Source organism: Jiella avicenniae (assembly GCF_021390325.1).
Taxonomy (GTDB): Bacteria; Pseudomonadota; Alphaproteobacteria; order Rhizobiales; family Rhizobiaceae; genus Jiella; species Jiella avicenniae.
On sequence record NZ_JAJUWU010000021.1, the window covers coordinates 28,882 to 48,755 of the forward strand.

Below are 19,874 nucleotides of genomic sequence, written 5' to 3' on the forward strand. Positions count from 1 at the left end.
CTTGCTCAAGTTCTCGTCGGGGGTCATGACACTCTGGCTCATCGGTCAGGCCTCCATGACACCGCGCCGGCCCATCAGGCCGCGTGGGCGAACCAGGAGCACCACGACGGCGACGAGATAGATGATGATCTGGTCGATGCCGGGCACGATCGCCTTGATCTCGGTCATCGAGGCGAGCGACTGCAGGATGCCGAGAAGGAAGCCGGCGATCACCGCCCCGCCGAGCGAGCCCATGCCGCCGACCACGACGACGACGAAGGACAGGACGAGGAAGTCCATGCCGAGATGGTAGTTCGGTGCGAGGATCGGTGTGTACATCACACCGGCGAGGCCGGCGACGACGGCGGCGATGCCGAAGACGATGGTGAACTTTCGGCCGATGTTGATGCCGAGGAGCCCGACGGTCTCGCGGTCGGCCATGCCGGCGCGCACAACCATGCCGAAGGTGGTGAGCTGCAGGAAGGCGAAGACGAGGGCGATGACGGCGAGCGAGAACAGGAAATAGACGATCCGCCACATCGGGTAGCTGATGTTCGACATGCCGAAGAGGGCGCCGATGTCGGCGCTGCCGGCCAGTGCGGGCGGCGCGGTCATCGGGATCGGATTGGCGCCGAAGAAGTATTTCACGATTTCCTGCAGGACGATCGCGAGGCCGAAGGTCACGAGGATCTGCTCGGCGTGGCTGCGCTTGTAGAAGAAGCGGATCAGCCCGCGTTCCATCGCAAAGCCGATGAGCAGCATGACCGGAATGGCGAGGAGGATCGACAGCGGCACCGCCCAGTCGACGATGGCCTGGCCGGTATCGCCGTACCACAGCGTCAGATAGGGAATCTCCTTGTAGGCCTCGAAGAAGGTGACGCTTTCGTCGCGGACCCGCTCGGAAATCGTCAGCAGCCTGGAAAAGGCCACCGCGCAGAAGGCGCCGAGCATGAACAGCGCGCCGTGGGCGAAATTGACGACGCCGAGCGTGCCGAAGATGAGCGTCAGGCCGAGGGCGATCAGCGCATAGGCGCCGCCCTTGTCGAGACCGTTGAGAATCTGAAGTATGATGGCGTCCATCGAGCCTACCAGTGAGCCTTCTGCCGGGGACCGGGTCGTGCGGGGGCGGTCGCCGCGCCGCATCGTCGGCTATGTCCGGTTGTCCGGGAGGGGTCCGGTGCCGCGCCGCGCGTCGTCGTGCGGCGTCCCGCCGGAGTCATTTCGAGCGACCGGGCGGGCGGCGTTTCCGCCACCCGCCCGCAGCTTTTCAGTCGACGAGGGTCAGGCGGCGCAACCCTTGACCTCGTAGGGGCCGAGATCACCGCCGAAGATCGACGCATCGTAGGTGACCTGATCGCGCGGCACGATCTTGACGATCTCCATGAGGTCGAACTGGTTGGTCGGGTTCTCCTTGCCCCGCACGACGAGCACGTCCTTGAAGCACTGGTGGTCGGAGCCGCGATAGAGCGTCGGACCGTTGCCCATGCCGTCGAACTCGAAGTCCTCCAGCGCCTTGATCAGTTCCGGCGGGTAGAAGGTGCCGGCCTTTTCGGCGGCATTGGCGTAGAGCAGCGTCTGGACGTAGCAGGTCTGGGCCGCCTGCGAGGGCGGCGAGCCATAGGCTTCGCCGAACGACTTGGCGAGGATCTTGGAGGGCTCGTTGTCGAGCTTCCAGTCCCAGTTGGCGGTGCCGAGGATGCCCTTGACCGCTTCTCCCGCGCCCTGGGCCATGAGTTCGGAGAACAGGGGCACGACGATCTCGAACTGCTTGCCGTTCACCTGCTTGTTCTTCATGTCGAACTGGGTGACGGCCTGGCGCAGCGAGTTGACCATGTCGCCGCCGTAGTGGTTGAGGATCAGGACGTCGGCGCCGGAATTGAGCACCGGCGTCAGATACTGCGAGAAGTCGCCGGCACCGAGCGGCGTGCGCACGGCCTGCACCGTCTCCCAGCCGAGCGCCTCGGTGGCGTTCTTGATCGATTCTTCCTGCGTCCAGCCCCAGGTGTAGTCGGCCGTGAGGTGATAGGCCTTGCGGTCCTTGCCGTATTCCTCGCCGAGGACGGGGCCGAGCGCCTGGCCCGACATGTAGGCGTTGAAGAAGTGGCGGAAGCCGTAGCGCCGCTTGTCCTTGCCGGTGGTGTCGTTGGAGTGGGTGAGGCCGGCCATGAACATGACGCCCATGTCCTGGCAGAGCGACTGCACGGCCACCGCGACGCCCGAGGACGAACCGCCGGAAATCATGATCGCCTTGTCGGCCTCGATCATGCGCTTGGCCGAAGCTCTTGCGGCATCGGACTTCGTCTGGGTGTCGCCGGTGACGAAGGTCACCTTCTTGCCGAGGATGCCGTTGCCCTTGAGGCTGGAGGGCTGCAGCGTCTTGACGAGACCGCCGTCGCCTTCGCCGTTGAGATGCTGGACCGCCAGCTGGAAGGCCCGCAGCTCGTCGGCGCCTTCGTCGGCATAGGGGCCGGACTGCGGGACGTTGAAGCCGAGAACGACGTTGCCGCCGGTCGGATTGTTGCAGAAGGCCTGATCCTGCGACCAGGCATTGCGCACGAAGAAGTGCGGGGTCGCCAGACCGGCACCGAGGGCGGCGCCCGTCTTCAGAAGTCTGCGGCGGCTCCAGGCCGACGTATCAATAGCCATGCTTCTCCTCCCGAATTGAAAGCCGAACAGTGGTGGCCGCGAGCCGTCTCCTCCCGCATCGGGACCATCACCTATTCGTGCCTATCGTCTACGAGGGGACGAATTCAAGCTATAATACTTTGGACTAAAGAAATGGGCGCCGAAGCTGCCGGTGCAGAACGCCAGTGCGCTGCGGAAGATTGTCCCGCAGCGCAATAATTCTTGTAACTGCTGATGTGAAAGTCACGGTGACTGGAGACGGTCGGCGGGCCGCTCGGTCATTGGCGACGGAAGCAGTCACTCAACCCCTGCGCTATGTTCCCGATGAGGGTGGGGTAGAGATCGGGGCCGTCCTGCAGGTCGGCACCCAGGGGGTCCAGAACTCCGACCGTCGCCGACGTGCCTTCGGTGACCGTCGCGACGATGCTCGGCTCGAATTCCGGTTCGGTGAAAACGCAGGCGGCGCCGACGCTTTCGAGCTTGTCCTTGATCTCGCGAATCCGCGCCGCGCCGGGCGCCCGCTCGGGGCTGACGGTGATCGCGCCGGCCGCCGGCACGCCGAACCGCTCTTCGAAATATTGATAGGCGTCGTGGAAGACGACGAAGGGCTTTTTCGGAGCATCCTGCAGCTTGGCGCGAACGTCCTCTTCCAGCGTCTTCAAGCGCTCCACATAGGCGTCTGCATTGGCGCGATAGGTGGCCGCATGGGCCGGGTCGACGTCCGACAGCGTCGCGGCGATCGCCTTCGTCATCGCGACGGCATTCTCCGGATCGAGCCAGACGTGCTCGTTGACGCCGCTTTCACCGTGATCATGGTCGTGATCCGCGGATTCGCCGGCTTCGTGCTCGTGGCTGGCGCCTTTCTCGTGGTCGTCTTCGGCCGTGCCGTGATCGTGGTCGTCGTCGGGCTCGAACATCGCGCCCGACCGTGCCTTCAGCTTCTCGACGCCCTCGGCGTCCCAGAGGGGAACGATCCGGGCATCGCTGCCGAGCGAGCCGATCGGCTTGACCAGGAAGTTCTCGAGCTGCGGTCCGATCCAGAAGATCGCCTGCGCCTCGGACAGGGCGCTCGCGTCGGACGGTTTCAACGCCGCCGTATGGGGGGAGGCCGCACCCTCGACGATCAGATGGGGTTTGCCGACCCCTTGCATGACCGCCGAGACGAGCGATTCCACCGGTTTGATCGAGGCGACGACCTTGGGTGCCTCTTGGGCCTCGGCGGACTGCGAGGCGAGGGCGAGGCCGGCGATCAGCGCGGCGACGAAGGCCTTCGCGGCCAGAAAGCCGCCGCCGGCCTCCGGGGGGCGCGATTTGCCGGCACTTGGCGTCGTCGCCCTGGCGCCGCGTCGTGTCCGGCCGGAGGTCCGCGCCCGAGCTCGGACCGGTTCGACGAGGTTTCGCGGATGTGGCATCGCTTGTGACTCCAATGTTATATCATTACATCGTTTGCGTTATGCTATAACGCATGGCATAGCAAGGCCAGAAACGGACCATTCGAAAATGACAGACCCGATGAGCCGCCCCCGCGCCCAACCGTTGATCGACATGCGCGGCGTCGGTGTGTCCCGCTCGGGCCGCTGGCTCGTGCAAGGCGTCGATCTCGTGATCCGGCCGGGCGAGATCGTCACGCTGATCGGGCCGAACGGCTCCGGCAAGACGACGACGGCGAAGACCGCCGTCGGCATTCTGAAACCAGACTCCGGCCGGGTCGATCGCGCCCGCGACCTCGTCGTCGGATACGTTCCGCAGAAGCTCGCCATCGACCGCTCGCTGCCGATGCGGGTCGCGCGGATGATGACGCTGACGACGAAAGCGGGCGCGGGCGCCGTCGAGGCGGCGCTCGACAGGGTCGGCATCGCCCATCTGGCCAGGGCGCAGGTACACGACCTGTCGGGCGGCGAGTTCCAGCGGGCGCTGCTCGCCCGCGCCATGCTGCGACGGCCGGATCTCCTCGTCCTCGACGAACCGGTGCAGGGCGTCGACTTCTCCGGCGAGATCGCGCTCTACGAGCTGATTTCGGAGCTGAGGGACAGCGAGGGCTGCGCGGTTCTCCTGATCTCCCACGATCTGCACGTCGTCATGGCGAAGACCGACCGGGTGATCTGTCTCAACGGCCATGTCTGCTGCGAGGGCAGCCCGAGTTCGGTCGCGGCCTCGCCGGCCTATCGGCAGCTCTTCGGCGATCGCGCCGCGGAGGCTCTCGCCGTCTATCGGCACCACCACGATCATACCCATCTGCCGGGCGGCGAGATCAGCTACCCGGCTCGTCACGATCACGATGACGGCGACGGCTACGCCCATGGCCATCGCCACGGGGACGGACCGTGCAGTCACGCGCATGGCACGACCCGGGAGGCCGACGCGGCCGGCCGGCCCGGCGACGCGGACGAAGCCGACGCACGCGCCGTGGAGGACCATCATGCTTGACGACTTCTTCACCCGCGCGCTGCTCGCCGGCCTCGGCATCGCCGTCATCGCCGGCCCGCTCGGCTGCTTCGTCGTCTGGCGGCGCATGGCCTATTTCGGCGACACCATGGCCCATTCGGCGCTGCTCGGCATCGCGCTGGCGCTGGCCTTCGAATGGGCGACGCTGCCGGCGGTCTTTCTGATCGCCGCCGTCGTTTCGCTGGCGCTGATCCTCCTGCAGCGGCGGGGCGGGCTCTCGACCGATTCGCTGCTCGGCATCCTCTCCCATTCGACGCTGGCGATCGGCCTCGTGGCGCTCGCCTTCATGCCATGGGTGCGGGTCGATCTCCTCGGCTATCTGTTCGGCGACATCCTGGCGGTCACGCGAGCCGATCTGGCGGCGATCTGGGGCGGCTCGGCCGTCGTCGGCGCGGCGCTGTTCCTGCTCTGGCGGCCGCTTCTGGCCGGAACGGTGAACGCCGAACTGGCGAGCGCCGAGGGACAGTCGCCGGAACTGGCGCGCGCGGCCTTCATGCTGCTTCTGGCCTTCGTCATCGCCATCGCCATGAAGATCGTCGGCATCCTCCTGATCACCGCGCTGCTGATCATCCCGGCAGCGACGGCGCGACGCTTCGCCACCTCGCCGGAAACGATGGCGCTGGTCGCCGCCGTCGTCGGCGCGATGGCGTCGACCGGCGGGCTCTATCTCTCGCTCGGCTACGACACCCCGTCCGGCCCCTCGATCGTCGTCGCCGCGCTGATGCTGTTTCTCCTGGCGCTGCTGCCGCTGCCGAGACTTGCGCGCCGCAGAACGACGGAGGAGGGGGCGCCATGACCGCCAAGCCGGCCCTGACCCGCAACCAGACCCTGGTGCTCCAGACTCTCACGGCCGCCGTCGAGCCGCTCAGCGCCTATGCCATTCTCGATCGTCTGCGAGGCGAGGGGTTCCGGGCGCCGCTGCAGGTCTATCGCGCCCTCGACAAGCTGCTGGAGACCGGCCTCGTGCACCGGCTCGACAGTCTCAAGGCCTTCGTCGCCTGCTCGCATCCGCACGAGCATGGCGGTGAGGAGATGGTGGCCTTCGCGATCTGCGAGACCTGCGGCGGGGTCTGGGAATTCTCCGATTCGAAGATCGAGGACCGCTTCAGCGCTTGGGCCGAGGCAGAAGGCTTCCTGACCAGAACGACGACGCTGGAGATTTCCGGCCTGTGCAGCCTCTGCCGCCAACGCGCGGCGGCCGGCGAAGCCGTGGAAGCCGGCGTCTGAGGCCGGTCGGAGCCGGCCGGACGAGGAATTTTCAGGAATCGCCATCGCATGCTTGCGGTCCGGGAAAGGCCCCGTTATATACCGCGCCGCAGGTCACGGAGTGTAGCGCAGCCTGGTAGCGCACCTCGTTCGGGACGAGGGGGTCGCAGGTTCGAATCCTGCCACTCCGACCAGCTTTCTCAAGGGCTTAGCCCGAATTTCCCGAAATAGCCTCGGACGATGCGGCGGAAACTGCGGCGGAAACCTCATTCCGCCGGCGGAAAGCACGCGACCTTCGTCGGCGACTCGAGACCACGTTCGCGACTTGACCGCCCCTTCCTGTGACCGGCGCTTCCCTCGGTGAACGCCCGCACGACCGCCATCTCGGCCTCTGGATGGTCGTGGCCGTATGTCCGGATCAACATCTCAATCGACATCGACGAGTGGTTCGCGATCTCATCGAGCTTTTCGCCGGACCAGATCAGCCGGCTCGCTGCTGTGTGCCGGAACAGGGGGCGAACATAGCCATGGCCTTCTCCGAAGATGTCGTCCATTGCCCGCGACAGAGCCTTCCTATAGCCCGCCGCTGCGGATGAGCGCAGGATCCGACTTGCTCGCGTCGTTGCAGGCGGCGATGACTACGACGCCTTGGCGGCGTCGGATGCCGTCGAGGCACTCTGGGAGCGCACTCACGATCTCGCTCCACCAGTCGTCGCCTCGACGTCGACCAGTCGTGCCGCTGTCGCTCGGCTCGGACGACGATCCGCGACGACCGCGTCCGTCCGGCCTGCAATCTCGTCGATCGTAACTGGTGCTCCGCAGCCGGCGAGAGCAGGCCGGCGTCGGTGGGCGCCCGACGCAAGTGATGGTGGCCTCTCCAGACGAGGCCTTTTATGTCTACTAACTCCGTCGGAAACAGTATAAACTCTCTCTCATGATCAGCCAAAAAGCCAAATATGCCTTGCGGGCCCTCGTTGCGCTGGCGACCAGCGAGGAGGATGCGATGACGACGTCTGAGATCGCCGAGCGGCAGAAGATCCCGCGCAAGTTTCTCGAGCAGATCCTGCTCGACATGAAGCGCGTGGGCATCGTCCACAGCCGCCGCGGCAAGCTCGGCGGCTATGCCCTCCTGAAGCCGGCCGACGCGATCACCTTTGGGGAGGTGCTGCGGCTGATCGACGGTCCGATCGCACCGCTCCCTTGCCTCAGCCGGATCGCCTATCGGCGCTGCGACGACTGCCAGAGCGAGACGAATTGCGAGATCCGCCGGGTCTTCGCGCGGGTCGCGACCTCGGCCCGGGACGTCCTCGACCGCACGACGATCGCCGATTCGCTCCGGCGTCCCGGGCCCATTCCGATCATCGATGACGAGATCGAGGCGACCGGCTAGAAGCTGGTCGAAAACCCAGTTGACAAAGCCTACCAAGTCAGTCGAGATAAAGATACTCGATCAAACTGGTGAGGATTACGGGGTATGATCATCCTTTCTCGACGAAGCCTGTTCGGCGCTGCTGCGGCGACGCTGCTCCTGGCCGGTTCGGCCGGCGCACAGACCACGCTCCTGAACGTCTCCTACGATCCGACGAGGGAGCTCTATCGCGATTTCAACGCGGCCTTCGCCAAGCATTGGGAGGCGGAAGGCAAGGAGGCGGTGTCCGTCCGCATGTCGCATGGCGGGTCCGGTGCGCAGGCACGGGCGGTGATCGACGGTCTCGACGCCGACATCGTCACGCTGGCGCTCGAGGCGGACATCAACGCGATCGCCGAAAAGACCGGCAAGATCCCGGCGGACTGGCGCGGCAGTCTCGCCAACAACAATTGCCCCTATACGTCGACGATCGTCTTCCTGGTGCGCAAGGGGAACCCCAAGGCGATCCGGGACTGGGGCGACCTCGTGAAGGACGACGTCGCGGTGATCACGCCGAACCCGAAGACCTCGGGCGGGGCGCGCTGGAACTTCCTCGCCGCCTGGGCATGGGCGGAAAGGCACTTCGAGGGGGACGAGGCCAAGGCGCAGGAATTCGTCGGGCAGGTCTACCGTCACGTGCCGGTGCTCGACACCGGAGCCCGCGGCTCGACCACGACCTTCGTCCAGCGCGGCATCGGCGACGTGCTGCTCGCCTGGGAGAACGAGGCGTTCCTGGCGCTTGAGGAACTCGGCCCCGACCAGTTCGAGATCGTCGTCCCTTCGATCTCGATCAAGGCCGAGCCGCCCGTCGCGCTCGTCGACGAGAATGCCGAGGCGAAGGGGACGACGGAGGTCGCCAAGGCCTATCTCGACTACCTCTACTCCAAGGAGGGGCAGACGATCGCGGCCAAACACTATTACCGCCCGTTCGAGCCGGAACTCGCCGACCCGTCGGACATGCAGCGCTTCCCGGAGCTCGAACTCGCCACCATCGACGACTTCGGCGGCTGGAAGAAGGCGCAGCCGCGCTTCTTTGCCGATGGCGGCGTGTTCGACCAGATCTACAAGCCCGGCCAGTAGACCATGTCGATGCCCGCAGCCGTCCTCCCGAGGCTCAAGCAGCAAAGCGTCGTCCCGGGCTTCGGGCCGGCGCTTGGCTTCACCCTGTTCTATCTGTCGATCGTGGTGCTGATCCCGCTGGGGGCGCTCGCCCTGCGCGCCGCCGGCCTCGGCTGGAGCGACTTCTGGCAGCTTGCCACCGACCCGCGGACGCTCGCAGCGCTGAGGCTGTCGTTCCTCGCCTCGCTCGGCGCGGCCAGCATCAACGTCGTCTTCGGACTGCTCTTGGCCTGGGTGCTGGTCCGCTACGACTTTCCGGGGCGGCGTCTCGTCGATGCCGTCATCGATCTGCCCTTCGCCTTGCCTACCGCCGTGGCGGGCATCGCGCTCACCTCGCTCTACGCGCCGAACGGCTGGGTGGGGCAGGTTCTGACGCCGCTCGGCTTCAAGGTCGCCTACACGCCGCTCGGCGTGATCGTTGCGCTGACCTTCGTCAGCCTGCCTTTCGTGGTCCGAACGGTGCAGCCGGTGCTCCAGGATCTCGACCGCGATGTCGAGGAGGCCGCCGCCACGCTCGGGGCGACGCGTCGGCACACGTTCCTGCGGGTCGTCCTGCCGGCGCTGCTGCCGGCTCTCCTCACCGGCTATGCGCTGGCCCTGGCGCGGGCGGTGGGGGAATACGGCTCGGTGATCTTCATCGCCGGCAACATCCCCTACGTCTCGGAGATCGCGCCGTTGCTGATCGTGATCCGCCTCGAGGAGTTCAACTACGCCGCCGCGACGGCCGTCGCCGCGCTCATGCTCGGCGTGTCGTTCACGATGCTGCTGATCATCAATCTCATCCAGGCATGGAGCCGCAGGAGGTTCGGCCATGGCGCTTGAGGCGTCGCTCGACATCCACCCGTCCGTGGCCGCCGCACCCTGGCGCTCCCCGACGGCCGAATCCCCCGCCGTCAAGTGGACGCTCATCGGGGTTGCGCTGGCCTTTCTCGGCTTCTTCCTCGTCCTCCCCCTGGTCGCCGTCTTCGTCGAGGCGTTCCGCAGCGGCGTGGGCGTCTATTTCGAGGCCCTCGTCGAACCCGACGCGGTCGCGGCGATCCGGCTGACGCTCCTCGTCGCGGCGATCGCCGTGCCGTGCAACCTCGTCTTCGGTCTCGCCGCCGCCTGGGCCATCGCCAAGTTCGAGTTCAAGGGCAAGAACCTTCTGATCACCCTCATCGACCTGCCGTTCTCGGTCTCGCCGGTGATCTCGGGCCTCGTCTACGTGCTTCTGTTCGGCAGCCAGGGCTTTCTCGGCCCCTGGCTCGCCCGGCACGGCATCGAGATCGTCTTCGCGGTGCCCGGCATCGTGCTCGCGACGATCTTCGTGACCTTTCCCTTCGTCGCCCGCGAACTGATCCCGCTGATGCAGGAGCAGGGAAGCGGCGACGAGGAGGCAGCGATCTCGTTGGGGGCCAGCGGCTGGAAGACCTTCTGGCTGGTGACGTTGCCCAATGTGCGCTGGGCGCTGCTCTACGGCGTCCTCCTCTGCAACGCCCGGGCGATGGGCGAATACGGCGCCGTCTCCGTCGTCTCCGGCCACATCCGCGGGCTGACCAACACGATGCCGCTGCATGTCGAGATCCTCTACAACGAATACTCCTTCTCGGCGGCCTTCGCCGTCGCCTCGCTGCTGGCGCTGCTGGCGCTCGTCACCCTTTCCATCAAGAGCTTCCTCGAATGGCGCCATGCCGACGGCCTCAAGGCCGTCCGCGGGCACTAGGCGGCGGAGGCACGAAGGTTTTCCCATGCAGATCAGCGTCCGCGGCCTCCGCAAGGAATTCGACCGATATCCCGCCCTCCACGACGTCTCGCTCGACATTCGCTCGGGCGAGTTGATCGCCCTGCTAGGCCCCTCGGGCTCGGGCAAGACGACGCTCCTCCGGCTGATCGCCGGGCTCGAATTTCCAACGTCTGGCTCGATCTTCTTCGGGTCGGAGGACGCCTCGCGCAAAAGCGTTCAGGACCGGAACGTCGGCTTCGTCTTCCAGCATTACGCCCTGTTCAAGCACATGACGGTCGCCGACAATATCGGCTTCGGCCTGAAGGTGCGGGATCGGCGGACGAGGCCGTCGGCGCAGGAGATCCGAAGGCGGGCTTCGGACCTCCTCGACCTCGTCCAGTTGCCCGGCCTCGACAACCGCTATCCGTCCCAGCTCTCCGGCGGCCAGCGCCAGCGGGTGGCGCTGGCGAGGGCGCTGGCGATCGAGCCGCAGGTGCTGCTCCTCGACGAACCCTTCGGCGCTCTCGACGCCAAGGTGCGCAAGGAGCTGCGCCGGTGGCTGCGCGAGCTTCACGACCGGACCGGCCATACCACGGTGTTCGTCACCCACGACCAGGAGGAAGCCCTCGAGCTCTCCGACCGGGTGGTGGTGATGAGCCAGGGGCGGATCGAACAGGTCGGCACCCCCGACGAGATCTACGACCGTCCGGCGACGCCCTTCGTCTTCTCCTTCATCGGTGATTCGAACGAATTGCCGGTGACCATCCAGGACGGCAGCATCCTCTTGCATGAGCGCCCGCTCGAGATTGCTGGCAACGCCGCTCCCAAGGGGATACTGAGTAAGGGCGCTCCCGACGGGGCGGGTAGGCTCTTCCTGAGGCCCCACGATCTCGATGTCGTCGATGCCGGCGAGGGAGCCATCGCGGGCGTCGTCTCCGGCGTCAGGCGGACAGCCGGAGCCCGCATGCTCGAGGTCGAGGTGGCCGGGCGCGACCGGCTGGAGATCGAGCTGCCGGCCGACGACCAGCGCAGCTTTGTCGGCCATGTCGGCCTGCGGCCACGCAAGTGGCAGGTGTTTCCCGCATAGACGACGTGGCCGTTGCGGGAGGGACGGGATGCGGGAGGGACGGGACATTTCCACCTCGCTCGCCATGCCAGCCGCGATGGACGGAACGGACCTTTCCGTCGGCGGCCGCCTCCTTCTTTCTCTCACCACCACCCCATGGAAGCCCGATCGCCCTGTCGATCCGACCGTCGCCCGTCTGGCGGCAGGCATGGCCGAAACGGGCTGGAGGATCCGGTCTGCCGAGCCGCGCAACTACCTTTTGTGGCATTGCGGCAGGACGCTGACGCAGACACGGTGCCGCCTCGTCGTGCTGCCGCGGCGGTTCGGCCGCCTCTCCAGGGTCGAGATCGACGTCTTTCTCTTCGCCGAGCTGGCTGCGGCCAGGTGGCGGGTCTCGCACGACACGGCGCCCCTGTCGTCCGCCGCCCGCGAGGCGCGCGACACCTGCTGCCGCGCCATCGCCAGCCGTCACGGCTGGCTCCCATTCGAACCGGAAAGGGTTCTGGGGACCGTCCGCCGCGAGATCGGGGCGTCGCTTGCCGGGGCCCCTTGGCCGCGGAATCGCTGAGACGCCTCGGGTGAGCAGACAGACCGCTTTGCCGCAAGAAACTCCGCCGCCGCACCCCAACGAACTGTGGGCAGCAAGGATGTGTCGGCGGTGCCTCTTGCATTGCCCGTAGCATGACTGGCTTCCTGTCCCGCGTCTCATTGGACACCAGCGCGCGAGAAGGAAGAAGGTGGACATGACCACGGAACAGGCGGCCGTCGTCGTCCTGATGGTGGCCCTCCTGGCGGCCTTCGCGCTCGATCGGTTCAGGATCGAGCTGGTGGCGCTCTGCGGCCTCGCAGTCGGCGCGGGGCTCGGCCTCGTTCCGGCCGGATCGGTCTTCTCCGGCTTTTCCAGCCCTGCCGTCCTGACGGTGGCGGAGATTCTGATCATCGTGCAGCTGCTGGTGCGCTCGCACCTCGTCGACTGGCTCGCAGAGGGCCTCGCGAAGCGGCTTCACACGGAGACGGCCGTCCTTGCCGCGGTCTGCTGCCTCGGAGCCGGCCTGTCGGTGTTCATGAACAATATCGGCGCTCTCGCGCTGATGCTGCCTTTGACCTTCTCGCTGTGCCACGCCACCGGGACGCGCCCCGGCACGGTGGTGATGCCGCTATCCTTCGCGACGCTCCTCGGCGGGACATGCTCGCTGGTCGGGACGCCCGCCAACCTCGTCGTCTCGGGCTTCACGCGCGACGCGGTGGCGGCGCCCTTCGGCTTCTTCGAAACGGCGACGGTCGGCGGCGCGGCCGCGATCGCGGGCGTGGCCTATCTCTGCCTGTTCTCCGGCCGCATTCTGAGTGAGCGGGGCCTCGGAGCCGCAAAGCCGGACATCGCCGGCCCGCGCCATTTCGTCGCCGAGTTCCGCATCCCGGAAGGCTCGTCGCTCGTCGGCCTCGGCCTCGGCGAGTTCGAAGCGCGGATGGCGGGCACGGTCCATTCGCAGCTCCGGGACGACCGGCATGTCTTCGGTCGCCGGGAGGCGAGGCGAATCTTCGCCGGCGACGTGTTGCTCGCCGAGACGGACGTCGCCACGGCGATGGAACTCGGCCGGAAGGGCGAGGCCGAGATGCTGCCGGGGCGAGGCGCCGGCGCGGAGCGCGAATGGATCGAGGCGGTGGTGCTGCCCCAGAGCGTGGTCGTCGGAACCGCAGCCGGCAACATCGCGGCCTTCGAGCGCTATGGCGTCGATCTCGTCGCCGTCTCGCCGCAGGCCCGGCGGATCGAGGGTCGGCTCGCCGACGTGTCGCTCAGCGTCGGCGACGTCTTCCTGCTGCGCGGCGATCCGGCGGCCGTGCGCGAGGCGCTGGCGGAAGTCGACTGTCTCGCGGTCACCCCGCGAGGCTTCGGCGCGCCGGAGCCCGAGGGCTGGATCACCGTCGCCGCCTTCGCGGCCGCCGTCGCGGCATCGGCCCTCGATCTCCTGACGCCCGAAGTCGCCTTCGGCCTTGCGGTGCTGGTGCTGGCCCTTGCCGGCGTCGTCCGGCTTCGCCAGGCGGTCGCCGATCTCAACTGGCCGATCCTGATCATGCTCGCGGCGATGATCCCGCTCGGGACGGCGGTCGAAACGACGGGCGCGGCGGACGTGATCGCCCACGGCCTGCTCGCCGCCTCGGGAGCAAGCGGACCCTGGGGCGTCGCCCTCGTCGTGCTGGCGGCGACCATCCTCGTCACGCCCTTCGTCAACAACGTGTCGGCGGCCGTCGCCCTGGCGCCGGTGGCGATCGCCATGGGACGATCCGCCGGAGTCCCGATCGAGCCGCTGCTCCTTCTGGTCGCCGTCGGCGCGTCGCTCGACTTCGCCACCCCCTTCGGCCACCACAACAACACCCTCGCCATGGGCATCGGCGGTTACCGCTTCGGCGATTTCGTGCGCCTCGGCCTGCCGCTCACCGTGCTCGCGGGGCTGGCGGCTCTCGCTGCCGCGATGCTGGCCGGATGACGCCGGGAGGTCCGGCGGAAGGTCGACCTTGCCGGCTTCGGTTCGGCGTTTACCGTCATGCGTTTGCCACTCGCGTTGGCAGAGCCGAGAGCGACACGCTTGCCCGGCCTTCGGCGGACCTCGGGAAGTATTGGCTGTCCGGTCGCGTCAATCGAGGATGCGGAGGCAGCCTCGAGCGAGGACGAGTTGGCGGCGGAACGGGCGGCGACGAAGACCGTGGCATCCCAACGGGGATCATCCATACTTTATTGAAGCGGCCGTCCCCCATCTACGGGAATGACAGATCCGGTCGTGAAGGTCAGCATCGTCGCCGCGGCGAGGACGGCGTTTGCGACCTCCGCCGGGCGACCGAGACGGCCGAGCGGCGTTGCGAGTTGCTGCCTGTCGCGCCACGAGGGATCGAGGCCCGCGACGAACTCGGTGTCGACGAGACCGGGCGAGATCGATACGACCCGTATGGCGGGCGCCAGCGCTCTCGCCAATGATTTCGTCAGATTGTCCAACGCTGCCTTCGAAGCGCAGTAGGCGATGTTGCTACCCATTGCGGTCTGGGCGGCGATCGACGAGATATTGGCGATCAGGCCGTCCTCGGACTGCATCAGCAGAGGTTTTGCTGCTCTGGCCGCGGCGATCGCGCCACGGACATTGGTGGCAAGAATGCGGTCGATCAGTTCGTCGTCCAACGCATCGAGATCGTCATGGAGGACAAACCGGGTCGTCCCCGCGCAGTTCACGAGAATGTCGAGCTTGGAATAGCGGTCGGCCACCCCGGCCATGACCGCCGCAAGGTCGGTGGAGTTCACCACGTCGATCTTCGCGATCATATGGCCGTTGCCGCCGAGTCTCTGCAGCAAGGCTTCGGCGCTCTGCCGCGAGGAGCGATAGCCGAGGATCAGGTCTGCGCCGGCGGCCGCCAGCCGCGTGGCGATCGCCGAGCCGATCCCGCCCGTCGCCCCGGTCACAAGCACGACTTTTCCGGCGAGTTGTTCCGTCATCGTCGCTCCCTCATCGCGGCTGGTCTTTCTGGTGGGCGGCGAGCGCCATCAGACGCCGGTCCCGCCATTCGCTGCGTCGGCGAAGCTCCGTTTCCGGCAAGATCGAGCGACGCTCCGCCTCGACGCGGGCGATCAGTTCGTCCGACCAGACCTTCGGATCGGTGCGCGCCTTTGCGATCGACTGGTAGAGCGGACCCAGCCGCTCGGCATAGTCGCGCACGCCGCCGGGGGCGTTGAGGTCGATCGTCTCGAAGGGTCCCGCGAAGGACCATCGCATGCCGAGGCCCTTGGAGATCGTCAGGTCGATGTCGGCTGCGCTGGCATAGCCCTCCTCGAAGAGCTTCCAGGCCTCCATCAGGAGCACGCCCTGAAGCCGGTTCAGGATGAAGCCCTCGATCTCGCGATCGACGACGATCGGGGCTTGGCCGGTCCGTTCCATCTCGGCGCGTAGCCACGGCAGGACCTGAGCGTCGGTCCAGGGTGCCGGTACGAGTTCCACGACCGGCACGAGATGCGGCGGGTTGACGGGGTGGGCGATCAGGAACCGGCCACGGTTCCGGCACGCCTGCGTGAAGGCCGAGGCCGGAATGCCCGAACTCGAGCTGCCGACGACCGCGTCGCTGCGCATGACGGCGTCGATCGCAAGACTCGCCTGTGTCTTCACATCCGTGCGCTCGAGGACCGACTCCTGAATGTAGTCGGCCTCGGCCACTGCCCCCTCCAGTTCGTCCACCACGTGGATGCGGGCGAGGATGCCGTCGACGTCGTCGATCAGGCCGGCCGATTTCATGTCGGCCAGGCTCGTCGCGATACGATCCTTGGCTTCGGCCCTGATGGTGACGTCGCTGTCGTAGACGCCGACGTCGATGCCTGCGCGGGCGAACACAATGGTCCAGCCTCGGCCGACGAGACCCGATCCGACGATCGCGACCTTTTCGATGGGCTTCATGGGCCTCAAACCTTCGAGCTTTCACCGTCGGCAAGGCAGATCTCCGAGATCCGCAGCCCGTCCTCGGTGATCCGGCACGGGAAGGTGTCCTTCAGACGCTCTTCGTGAATCGGGATGACGCGCCGCGCTTCGTAGCCGGTCTGCTTCATCATCTCCTCGGTGGCGAGCACGAGGTTCGTCTGGCTGCCCGCGGCGAGGCCGACCGGCACGTAGAGCGTGTCGACGTCGACCGCCGAGCCGCTGCCCTCGACGTTTTCGAAGACGTAGACGAGATCGCCGGCGAGGACCCAGGTGTCGCTCGACTGCTTCTTGCCGTCGTTGCGCACCGTCACCCACATCGAGCCGTAGGTGTGGCTGTCGACGGCGGCGTGCAGATCGATCCCCGGCAGCGCGTCCTCGAGCGACCCGTCGACCATGGTCAGGCGCTTCTGCTGCGCAAGGCCGACGCCGCGCAGGATGTCGCCCGGATCGACTGCCGTCATCATCCAGCGCATCCGGTCGGGCAGGGCCATGGCCCAGACGTTCTTCGAGATTTCGCGCTCCTGGATGTAGAAATGCGCGTTCGGAAACGCTTCGACATTGCCGAAGTGGTCGAAGTGAGAATGGGTGACGAAGACCGTGTCGACCTCCTCGGGGCTGACACCGACCCCGGCGAGAACCTCCTTCGGCGAATGCCAGTTCTCGACGCCGAACTTGTCGGCGAGATGCTTGCCGTAGTCCTTGTCGTTGTAGCCGACGTCCACCATCGCCGTATGGCCGTTGCCCTTGATGAGGACGTAGCAGTAGGGCAGCTTCACGTAACCCTGGTTATGCGCTCCGTAGAGCACGCCGCTCTTGTGGTAGTCCTTGACGTAGCTGTATTCGAGCACCCAGATCGAATAATCTGCCATTGAATCCTCCCTTTTGTCGTCTTTGCGCCTTCAGCGTCGGTTGGCATGCTGGGCGCAGCTGCAGCATGCGTGAGAGAAATCGACCATCGTCATCCCGGCCCTCGGTTCGGCGATGCCCTGGAGAATCCGATAGGCCCCGTTGAGCTGCGCCGAGATCGCCGGTCCGGCGCCCTTTCCGCGCAGGCCGATCTGGTCGAAGGCCGACAGGGCCGTGCCGATGAGGTGATGAGCCAGACGGAGGCTTTCGCGGTGGTGGTCGAGCCGCGGCGGCGTTCTGGCCGTCTCGAGGACGGCCTCGATCGCGTCCCATTTTTCCCTGGCGTCCGACAGGGCGGCTACGGCGAGGACCTCCCGTCCGCCCGCTTCGGCCAGAATGAGAAGTCCGGCGAGATGGCCGATCTGTCGACGCATCCCGTCATAAGCCCGCCGCGCGGCGAGGACGTAGGCAGCCACGGCTTCGTCGAGATCGGGGGACGGCGGCGTTTCGGCAGGCGAAGGGCCCGACGTCCGGGCCAGCGCCTCGCAGTCGGCGCGGTGGATGGTGACCGCACGGTCGAGAAAGCCCGGATCCGTTCTGAAATCAGCCATCACGTCTCCTCGTCGTCTTCCGCTCGATGACCTCCCCGGGCGCGATGCGCCGGACGAACGGTTCCCGCGACATGCCGGCGGAGCCGAGGCCCTCCAGCGTCTTCAAGGTTTCGGCGAGCATTTCGTCGACGGGCTGCGGGATGGTCGTCAGCCCGTGAGAGGGCCATGCCGCCATCGCGATGTCGTCGAAGCCGACGACGGACAAATCCTGCGGAATGCGCAGGTTCGTTTCCTGGCGGATTCCCTCGATGAAGCCGATCGCCAGAATGTCGTTGGCGCAGAAGTAGCCGTCGCAGGAGCCGGGCTCGGCAAGGTTTGCGGCGGCGTGGTAGCCGGCTTCGTAAGAGAACGATCCCGCCTCCACGACGGCTGGCTCTTCAAGCCCGAGATCGGCGCATCGTTCCTGGAATCCCCGGCAGCGCTCGATGTTCGTGGAGGCGTCTTTCAGAGCCGAGACGTAGGCGAGCTTCCGGTGACCGCTATCGAACAGGAATTGCGCGACGCGTCGTCCACCTTCGACATTGTCGCAGGCGATGCCGAACGAATGCGGGTCGCTGGAAAGCCGGTTGAAGAACACCACGGGGATGCCCGCCCGCCGGCAGTCGAGCGCGGCCGCGGAGGAAAGCGTCGCTGCCATCACCACGACGGCGTCCGGCTGGTAGTCGAGGAGCATGCGCACCGCGTCGTCGATCATCTCGTCGGGGTTCGATGCCTGCAGCATGGCGTTCATGCCGGCGTCCCGGAGGCTCGAGGTGAACCGCGCCATCATCTCGGGATAGAACGGATTGACGACGTCGGAGACGACGAGCCCGATGATCCGCGTGCGCCGGGTGACGAGGCTCCGGGCGAGGGGATTGGGCGTATAGCCGATCTCCGCCGCCCGCTCCAGCACGCGGCGACGGGTCTCGGTAGCGACCACCGACTTCGGGTCGAAGGCACGCGAGACGGTCGAGATCGACATGCCGAGGTCGCGGGCGAGCTGTTTGGCGGTGATCCTCGCCCGCATTTCCTGGTCGTTCGAAAAGGTGCTCACCGCCGGATCCAACCCGTCAGGCCATGTTGCGTCCGCCGTAGCGGCGGGCGCGGATATTGGCCTGTTCGGCATGCCCGGCAAAGCCCTCGAGCATGCACAGGCGCGAGCACCGCTCGCCGATCTCGGCACTCGCCTCGTCGGTGAGCACCTTCTGGTAGGTGCAGGTCTTGAGGAACTTGCCGACCCACAGACCGCCGGTATAGCGCGCCGCCTTCTTCGTCGGCAGAGTGTGGTTCGTGCCGATGACCTTGTCGCCATAGGCGACGTTGGTGCGCGGGCCGAGGAACAGCGCACCGTAGTTGCGCATGTTGTTGAGGAAATAGTCCGGGTCGCGGGTCATGACCTGCACATGCTCGGAAGCGATGCGATCGGCTTCCTGCAGCATCTCCTCCTGGCTGTCGCAGACGATGACCTCGCCGAAGGTTTCCCAGGCCTGCCGGGCGGTTTCGCCGGTCGTCAAGACCTTCAGCTGGCGCTCGATCTCCTCCATCGTGTCGCGGGCGAGCTTTTCGGAGTTCGTGAGAAGGACGGCCGGCGAGGTCGGCCCGTGTTCGGCCTGGCCGAGGAGGTCGGTCGCGCAGATCTCGCCGTCGACGGTGTCGTCGGCGATGACGAGGGTCTCCGTCGGCCCGGCGAACAGATCGATGCCGATGCGGCCGTAGAGCTGCCGCTTGGCTTCTGCGACGAAGGCGTTGCCGGGGCCGACCAGCATGTCGACCGGCGCAATCGTCTCCGTGCCGAGAGCCATCGCGCCGACCGCCTGGACGCCGCCGAGAACGTAGATCTCGTCGGCACCGGCGAGATGCATGGCGGTGACGATCGCCGGATGCGGGCCTCCCTCGAAGGGCGGGGCGCAGGCGATGATGCGCTTGACGCCGGCCACCTTCGCGGTGACGACGCTCATGTGGGCCGAGGCCACCATCGGATACTTGCCGCCTGGAACGTAGCATCCGACGGATTCGACCGGCACGTTGCGATGCCCGAGAATGACGCCGGGAAGGGTCTCCACTTCCAGATCCTTCAGGCACTCGCGCTGCTTCTGCGCGAAGTTCCGGACCTGGGCCTGGGCGAACTTGACGTCGTCGAGGTCGCGCTCGGAGACCTTCGACATCGCGTCCGCGATTTCGCTCTCGGTCAGCCTGAACGCCTTGGGCGACCACTTGTCGAACTTCTCGGATAACTCCCGGACCGCGGCGTCGCCACGGCTTTCGATGTCGGACAGAATGCTTTCGACCGTCTCGCGGGTCTTCTTGTCGGCCGCGGCCGTCTCGTCGGGATTCTGACCCTTCTTGAGAAAGGTTGGCATCGGAGTTCCTCATCGGTTCGAGAGTGACGGCTCTGTGATCGGGTGGGCGTCATCGGATGGGACGGGACGGCCGACCA

Annotated in this window: 20 protein-coding genes and 1 tRNA gene; 11 read left to right on the plus strand and 10 right to left on the minus strand. The window is 66.6% G+C overall.

Annotated features, from left to right (window positions below; translation table 11 throughout):
- Positions 1–45 precede the first annotated feature (45 nt).
- From LZD57_RS19340 to LZD57_RS19350, 3 genes are all read right to left on the minus strand, one after another.
- Entirely contained in the window at positions 46–1,059 is a 1,014-nt protein-coding gene (locus LZD57_RS19340; RefSeq protein WP_233721224.1) for a branched-chain amino acid ABC transporter permease, read from the minus strand.
- A 201-nt stretch (positions 1,060–1,260) separates the two neighbouring features.
- Entirely contained in the window at positions 1,261–2,625 is a 1,365-nt protein-coding gene (locus LZD57_RS19345) for a substrate-binding protein (protein ID WP_233721225.1), read from the minus strand.
- A gap of 257 nt (positions 2,626–2,882) precedes the next feature.
- Positions 2,883–4,016 carry a zinc ABC transporter substrate-binding protein gene (locus tag LZD57_RS19350; RefSeq protein ID WP_233721226.1) on the minus strand — a complete coding sequence of 378 codons (1,134 nt, stop codon included), beginning with the start codon at positions 4,014–4,016 and terminating at the stop codon, positions 2,883–2,885.
- Between the two features lie 88 nt (positions 4,017–4,104).
- Between LZD57_RS19350 and LZD57_RS19355 the strand changes: the two genes are divergently transcribed.
- From LZD57_RS19355 to LZD57_RS19370, 4 genes are all read left to right on the plus strand, one after another.
- Entirely contained in the window at positions 4,105–5,031 is a 927-nt protein-coding gene (locus tag LZD57_RS19355) for an ATP-binding cassette domain-containing protein (RefSeq protein ID WP_476733808.1), read from the plus strand.
- On the plus strand, positions 5,024–5,845 hold the full coding sequence (locus tag LZD57_RS19360) for a metal ABC transporter permease (RefSeq protein ID WP_233721228.1): 822 nt from the start codon (positions 5,024–5,026) through the stop codon (positions 5,843–5,845). The genes LZD57_RS19355 and LZD57_RS19360 overlap by 8 nt, the downstream gene beginning before the upstream one ends.
- Positions 5,842–6,276: a Fur family transcriptional regulator gene (locus LZD57_RS19365; RefSeq protein WP_233721229.1), complete on the plus strand. Its 435-nt coding sequence runs from the start codon at positions 5,842–5,844 to the stop codon at positions 6,274–6,276. The genes LZD57_RS19360 and LZD57_RS19365 overlap by 4 nt, the downstream gene beginning before the upstream one ends.
- A gap of 96 nt (positions 6,277–6,372) precedes the next feature.
- Positions 6,373–6,449, plus strand: a tRNA-Pro gene (locus LZD57_RS19370).
- 72 nt (positions 6,450–6,521) lie between these two features.
- Here the strand turns inward: LZD57_RS19370 and LZD57_RS19375 are convergent.
- Positions 6,522–6,809, minus strand: a complete 288-nt coding sequence (locus LZD57_RS19375; RefSeq protein WP_233721230.1) for a hypothetical protein — start codon at positions 6,807–6,809, stop codon at positions 6,522–6,524.
- Positions 6,810–7,189: 380 nt separating this feature from the next.
- Here LZD57_RS19375 and LZD57_RS19380 point away from each other — a divergent pair, with 380 nt between their 5' ends.
- The 7 genes from LZD57_RS19380 (at position 7,190) to LZD57_RS19410 (ending at position 14,036) form a co-directional block, all read left to right on the plus strand.
- On the plus strand, positions 7,190–7,645 hold the full coding sequence (locus LZD57_RS19380) for an RrF2 family transcriptional regulator (RefSeq protein ID WP_233721231.1): 456 nt from the start codon (positions 7,190–7,192) through the stop codon (positions 7,643–7,645).
- 84 nt (positions 7,646–7,729) lie between these two features.
- A complete protein-coding gene (locus LZD57_RS19385) occupies positions 7,730–8,743 on the plus strand; it encodes a sulfate ABC transporter substrate-binding protein (protein ID WP_233721232.1) in 1,014 nt (337 codons plus the stop codon).
- Between the two features lie 9 nt (positions 8,744–8,752).
- Positions 8,753–9,604: a sulfate ABC transporter permease subunit CysT gene (gene cysT, locus LZD57_RS19390; RefSeq protein ID WP_420844836.1), complete on the plus strand. Its 852-nt coding sequence runs from the start codon at positions 8,753–8,755 to the stop codon at positions 9,602–9,604.
- Positions 9,594–10,484, plus strand: coding sequence for a sulfate ABC transporter permease subunit CysW (gene cysW / locus LZD57_RS19395; protein ID WP_233721234.1), 891 nt, complete (start codon positions 9,594–9,596; stop codon positions 10,482–10,484). Before cysT ends, cysW begins: the two co-directional genes overlap by 11 nt.
- A 25-nt stretch (positions 10,485–10,509) precedes the next feature.
- Positions 10,510–11,571 carry a sulfate/molybdate ABC transporter ATP-binding protein gene (locus tag LZD57_RS19400; RefSeq protein WP_233721235.1) on the plus strand — a complete coding sequence of 354 codons (1,062 nt, stop codon included), beginning with the start codon at positions 10,510–10,512 and terminating at the stop codon, positions 11,569–11,571.
- Between the two features lie 28 nt (positions 11,572–11,599).
- The gene (locus LZD57_RS19405) at positions 11,600–12,118 is read left to right on the plus strand and encodes a hypothetical protein (RefSeq protein WP_233721236.1); all 519 of its coding nucleotides are present in this window, start codon (positions 11,600–11,602) and stop codon (positions 12,116–12,118) included.
- A gap of 175 nt (positions 12,119–12,293) precedes the next feature.
- Positions 12,294–14,036: an SLC13 family permease gene (locus LZD57_RS19410; protein ID WP_233721237.1), complete on the plus strand. Its 1,743-nt coding sequence runs from the start codon at positions 12,294–12,296 to the stop codon at positions 14,034–14,036.
- A 245-nt stretch (positions 14,037–14,281) separates the two neighbouring features.
- On the opposite strand, the gene LZD57_RS19415 is transcribed toward LZD57_RS19410, so the two are convergent.
- From LZD57_RS19415 to hisD, 6 genes are read right to left on the minus strand one after another with little or no spacing between them, the layout of a single operon-like run.
- Positions 14,282–15,031 (minus strand): SDR family NAD(P)-dependent oxidoreductase, encoded by a 750-nt coding sequence (locus LZD57_RS19415; RefSeq protein WP_233721238.1) that lies wholly within the window; start codon positions 15,029–15,031, stop codon positions 14,282–14,284.
- A 10-nt stretch (positions 15,032–15,041) separates the two neighbouring features.
- The gene (locus LZD57_RS19420; RefSeq protein ID WP_233721239.1) at positions 15,042–15,980 is read right to left on the minus strand and encodes a 3-hydroxyacyl-CoA dehydrogenase; all 939 of its coding nucleotides are present in this window, start codon (positions 15,978–15,980) and stop codon (positions 15,042–15,044) included.
- 5 nt (positions 15,981–15,985) lie between these two features.
- A complete protein-coding gene (locus LZD57_RS19425) occupies positions 15,986–16,870 on the minus strand; it encodes an N-acyl homoserine lactonase family protein (protein WP_233721240.1) in 885 nt (294 codons plus the stop codon).
- 30 nt (positions 16,871–16,900) lie between these two features.
- The gene (locus LZD57_RS19430; protein ID WP_233721241.1) at positions 16,901–17,458 is read right to left on the minus strand and encodes a hypothetical protein; all 558 of its coding nucleotides are present in this window, start codon (positions 17,456–17,458) and stop codon (positions 16,901–16,903) included.
- Positions 17,451–18,491, minus strand: coding sequence for a LacI family DNA-binding transcriptional regulator (locus LZD57_RS19435; protein WP_233721242.1), 1,041 nt, complete (start codon positions 18,489–18,491; stop codon positions 17,451–17,453). The genes LZD57_RS19430 and LZD57_RS19435 overlap by 8 nt, the downstream gene beginning before the upstream one ends.
- A gap of 16 nt (positions 18,492–18,507) precedes the next feature.
- Positions 18,508–19,797: a histidinol dehydrogenase gene (hisD, locus tag LZD57_RS19440; RefSeq protein WP_233721243.1), complete on the minus strand. Its 1,290-nt coding sequence runs from the start codon at positions 19,795–19,797 to the stop codon at positions 18,508–18,510.
- Positions 19,798–19,874 lie beyond the last annotated feature (77 nt).

Excerpts from the sequence above, each read along its gene's own strand:
- LZD57_RS19340 (WP_233721224.1), bottom strand. The coding sequence starts at position 1,059 with ATGGACGCCATCATACTTCAGATTCTCAACGGTCTCGACAAGGGCGGC.
- LZD57_RS19345 (WP_233721225.1), bottom strand. The coding sequence starts at position 2,625 with ATGGCTATTGATACGTCGGCCTGGAGCCGCCGCAGACTTCTGAAGACG.
- LZD57_RS19350 (WP_233721226.1), bottom strand. The coding sequence starts at position 4,016 with ATGCCACATCCGCGAAACCTCGTCGAACCGGTCCGAGCTCGGGCGCGG.
- LZD57_RS19355 (WP_476733808.1), top strand. The coding sequence starts at position 4,105 with ATGACAGACCCGATGAGCCGCCCCCGCGCCCAACCGTTGATCGACATG.
- LZD57_RS19360 (WP_233721228.1), top strand. The coding sequence starts at position 5,024 with ATGCTTGACGACTTCTTCACCCGCGCGCTGCTCGCCGGCCTCGGCATC.
- LZD57_RS19365 (WP_233721229.1), top strand. The coding sequence starts at position 5,842 with ATGACCGCCAAGCCGGCCCTGACCCGCAACCAGACCCTGGTGCTCCAG.
- LZD57_RS19375 (WP_233721230.1), bottom strand. The coding sequence starts at position 6,809 with ATGGACGACATCTTCGGAGAAGGCCATGGCTATGTTCGCCCCCTGTTC.
- LZD57_RS19380 (WP_233721231.1), top strand. The coding sequence starts at position 7,190 with ATGATCAGCCAAAAAGCCAAATATGCCTTGCGGGCCCTCGTTGCGCTG.
- LZD57_RS19385 (WP_233721232.1), top strand. The coding sequence starts at position 7,730 with ATGATCATCCTTTCTCGACGAAGCCTGTTCGGCGCTGCTGCGGCGACG.
- cysT (WP_420844836.1), top strand. The coding sequence starts at position 8,753 with ATGCCCGCAGCCGTCCTCCCGAGGCTCAAGCAGCAAAGCGTCGTCCCG.
- cysW (WP_233721234.1), top strand. The coding sequence starts at position 9,594 with ATGGCGCTTGAGGCGTCGCTCGACATCCACCCGTCCGTGGCCGCCGCA.
- LZD57_RS19400 (WP_233721235.1), top strand. The coding sequence starts at position 10,510 with ATGCAGATCAGCGTCCGCGGCCTCCGCAAGGAATTCGACCGATATCCC.
- LZD57_RS19405 (WP_233721236.1), top strand. The coding sequence starts at position 11,600 with ATGCGGGAGGGACGGGACATTTCCACCTCGCTCGCCATGCCAGCCGCG.
- LZD57_RS19410 (WP_233721237.1), top strand. The coding sequence starts at position 12,294 with ATGACCACGGAACAGGCGGCCGTCGTCGTCCTGATGGTGGCCCTCCTG.
- LZD57_RS19415 (WP_233721238.1), bottom strand. The coding sequence starts at position 15,031 with ATGACGGAACAACTCGCCGGAAAAGTCGTGCTTGTGACCGGGGCGACG.
- LZD57_RS19420 (WP_233721239.1), bottom strand. The coding sequence starts at position 15,980 with ATGAAGCCCATCGAAAAGGTCGCGATCGTCGGATCGGGTCTCGTCGGC.
- LZD57_RS19425 (WP_233721240.1), bottom strand. The coding sequence starts at position 16,870 with ATGGCAGATTATTCGATCTGGGTGCTCGAATACAGCTACGTCAAGGAC.
- LZD57_RS19430 (WP_233721241.1), bottom strand. The coding sequence starts at position 17,458 with ATGGCTGATTTCAGAACGGATCCGGGCTTTCTCGACCGTGCGGTCACC.
- hisD (WP_233721243.1), bottom strand. The coding sequence starts at position 19,797 with ATGCCAACCTTTCTCAAGAAGGGTCAGAATCCCGACGAGACGGCCGCG.